Raw genomic sequence first — 3,690 nt, forward strand, 5'->3', positions numbered from 1 at the left:
GTGACGGTCGCCAACAAGACGTACGATGCGACGACTTCAGCAACCGTGGCGTCCACCGGTTCCATCACGGGCCAGACGGGGGCGATGACGAGCGATGCGGTGAGCCTCTCGGGTGCGGCGCTCACGGCTGCGTTTGGCTCGAAGAACGCTGGGGTGGAGACCGCGACGCTCTCGGGCTTTACGCTCACGGGGGCTGATGCGGGCAACTATGTGATCGCCTCGAAGCCGAGCGCGGCCACGGCCACGATTGCGCAGGCGCAGATTACGGTCTCAGGCGTGACGGTCGCCAACAAGACGTATGACGCGACGACTTCAGCAACCGTGGCGTCCACCGGTTCCATCACGGGCCAGACGGGGGCGATGACGGGTGATGCGGTGAGTCTCTCGGGTGCGGCGCTCACCGCTGCATTCGGCTCGAAGAACGCCGGAGTGGAGACCGCCACGCTCTCGGGCTTTACGCTCACGGGGGCTGATGCGGGCAACTATGTGATCGCCTCGAAGCCGAGCGCGGCCACGGCCACGATCTCGCAGGCGCAGATTACGGTCTCGGGCGTGACGGTGGCTAATAAGACGTACGACGCGACGACTTCAGCAACCGTGGCATCCGCAGGTTCGATCACGGGACAGACGGGGGCGATGACGAGCGATGCGGTGAGTCTCTCGGGTGCGGCGCTCACGGCTGCATTCGGCTCGAAGAACGCCGGGGTGGAGACCGCGACGCTCTCGGGCTTTACGCTCACGGGGGCCGATGCGGGCAACTATGTGATCGCCTCGAAGCCGAGTGCGGCCACGGCCACGATTGCGCAGGCACAGCTCACCCTGTCCGGGGCGACGGTGGCCAACAAGACGTACGATGCGACCACCTCGGCCGAGGTGGCGTCCGCCGGTTCGCTCAGCGGTCAAACCGGCGCAATGCGCTCGGATGACCTCAGCGTTGAGCTCTCGGCGGTGTTCAATTCGAAGAACGCGGGCGTGCAAACCGCGAGCTTATCCAACGTGACGCTCACGGGAGCAGATGCGGGGAACTACGCTGTAGTGCTGGCTTCGCCCGCAACGAGCGCCACCATCCATCCTCGCGAGGTGCAAGTGGCCTTGGGCGGCATAGTGAGTAAGACCTATGACGGTACGACCAACGCTTCACTTGGCGCCGACAATCTGGCGCTGGCGGGTGTTTTGGGTAGCGATCAGGTCGGACTGGTTGGATCACAGGCGCTATACAACAATCCGTCGGTCGGCACGGGCAAGCTAGTCACGGTCTCTGGGCTGCATTTGACCGGGGGCGACGCGTCAAACTACGTATTAAGTTCCGGCGCGGTGAGCGCCACCGTAGGCGTGATTGTGGCCGGAGCCGGAACGATTACGCCGACGCCGCCTGATCTTGGCAAGCTCGCTACGCAGGAGCAGCTGCAACGCGCGAACGCGGAGTTTGAAATGCTCACTCGGGAGCTCATTGAAGAGCAAACGCATCAGACGTGGTGGGAGGGGCAGCGCTTGGTGCAGCCGGCACTGACTAACGAACTGACTAAGGAGGTGATTAGCGAAATGACTAACGAGGTAAGCAGTGAGCTGAACAATGTCCCCAAAAGTTCAGCGATGAAACAAACCGCGAGCGATCAGTGATCGGCCGATTTCGCGCTCAGCGATGTCAGGGCGTCAAGCGACGCGCTGACATCGCTGATCGTTCACGCGAGCGAGTGTTTGTGTTTGGTTAGTTTTGCGCGACCGGCGTCGCTCACGCTGGGCTCCTCGATCGGTGTGCGTTCACGTCGCCGTCGATCGTGTCGGACGCGATATCGACACCGTTACGCCCCAGAGCGCCTCGTCGTGGCGCATCCTGGCTCGCGCTAAGTGGGACTCGTCGGACCAGGGGTGAACACGCCAAGCACACGTTCGACGTCTCCTTTCGGACGATCTTCAACCGACACTTCGAGTCGATGACCCGGCTCACCGACCTTGCACGCGTGCCATGCAAGGCCCTTCCTGACGTTCGGCCCGGTGTTCGACGCCGATTCCCATCACGGCAACGCGCGTTGTCGACGGCGCTGTAAAACCGCGCTTTTTGGGCGGCGCAAGAGTCAGAGTGATTTGTTCGAGCACGAGGGGGGGCTCGCGGGCCCCTTCGTTTTGATGCACCGTATCTACGTCAGAACGGCGGGTCGCGGGCGGTCGTAAGTACGCGCGTGCAGCAACGAGTGAAGATCGTTTACTGGGGATTCCGGTCTGAGGCAGGTGCTGGGGCACGCACGGCCGACAAGAGCAACGAAATCACCGCGATACCGGAGCTGATTGATTCCCTGCTGCTTAAAGACGCGATCGTGATCATTGACGCGATGGGATGTCAGCGTGCGATCGCCCGCAAGATCGTGGACGCCGGCGCGCACTATGTGCTGGCCATCAAGGCCGATCATAAATTCCCCGAGATCGCAGGGACCATGGCCGGATCGAGACCCGGCATGGTATTGCGTTCGAATGGGCCGCACTCGATGAGGCATCGCCGTGGCGCTATGCCCGTTCGGCGGCCATTGTCGACGCTACGCGTGAATAGGAAAACGTTGGAAGAAGCGGTCGATGCGATCCTGGATCCTTCGGGGTTCGGGGTTCGGGGTTCGGGGTCAATTGGCGATTGGCGATTTATCAAAGATCGCAAACAATTTTCAGGGATCGATCATGCAAAAAGTGCCGCCGCCGCTTGTGTATGTTTTTGGTCGCCTCAAACGGGAGTGCTGACCCAGGCCTTGTAGTAAGCATGCTATGCTTGACTCCTCGGGATGCGGTACAGGTTGGCCGATTGATACCATCATCGGCGAAACTGATCAGTGAAATACGGGGAGGCTAATGGTAAAGGTCGTGCCGGTGTTAGGCGCACTTTCGACGCGAATGTTACCATTGTGGCCATGAATCACTGCGCGTACGAAGGCCAATCCCAGTCCAGTACCTTCGGCACCAGGTTGATCTACTGTGTGAAATCGACTGAACTTCTCAAATAGCCGAGTCTGGTGCTGCGGTGCGATGCCGTAGCCGTTATCTTGGATTGCACACCGGATGTATTTTCCCCGGTCTTCGTAACATTCGATTCGACACGCGACGGATGCCTGTGGCGGACTGTATTTGATGGCATTGCTCAAGAGATTAATGAACACTCGCGTCATCAGATCTCGGTCGACGTAAGCGTAGTATGCTGTTTCACAAGTGGGAATTGAAATTCTGATGTTCTTCTGTTTGGCCTGTGGCCAGATTTCATCGCTTGCGTCAATCAGCAGTTTTCCGATGTCGGCGAGTTCAAACTTGTAGTCATGTGTTTCCGCTCGCGCGAGCTGAATAAATCCTTCGGCCATCTCCAATGCTCTCACCGCGTAACGCTTGATGTTGCAAAGCAATTCAGTCAGGCGCGGTGGATTGGCCTGCAGATTTTCGGTCTCGATGAGTGCGAGTATGGAGGAATGAGGAGAGCGGATGTCGTGAGACAGTGCGCAAAGCATTTCATAGCGCCTGCTTTCGGCTTGGCTGAGTTGCCTTTGATAGCGGCTAAGCGCCGCTATTGTCAGCGCCAAAACGATGAGCGATATTGCACTGCAGACTAGGATATTAATATAAAGCGCCCGACGGACGCCCTCTAGAAGGCCGGTGTCGCTTTTGTCCACCATTAGATACCATTTAAGCTCGGGTACATAGCGGACATTGACGAAGTGA

Annotated in this window: 2 protein-coding genes and 1 pseudogene; 2 read left to right on the top strand and 1 reads right to left on the bottom strand. The window is 59.1% G+C overall.

The features are described from left to right. Both AWB78_RS41755 and AWB78_RS49655 read left to right on the top strand, forming a co-directional pair. Window positions 1–1,620 (top strand): YDG domain-containing protein (locus AWB78_RS41755; protein WP_232478119.1); only part of this gene is annotated, 1,620 nt, incomplete at its 5' end. Window positions 1,621–2,240: 620 nt separating this feature from the next. Further along, a pseudogene (locus AWB78_RS49655) lies at window positions 2,241–2,741 on the top strand (transposase); the annotation flags it as partial. Window positions 2,742–2,813: 72 nt separating this feature from the next. Here AWB78_RS49655 and AWB78_RS41765 read toward each other — a convergent pair. Further along, window positions 2,814–3,690: sensor histidine kinase (locus AWB78_RS41765; protein WP_198399489.1), on the bottom strand; the 877-nt coding region annotated here is incomplete at its 5' end.

The sequence above is a fragment of the Caballeronia calidae genome (assembly GCF_900044055.2).
Classification (GTDB): domain Bacteria; phylum Pseudomonadota; class Gammaproteobacteria; order Burkholderiales; family Burkholderiaceae; genus Caballeronia; species Caballeronia calidae.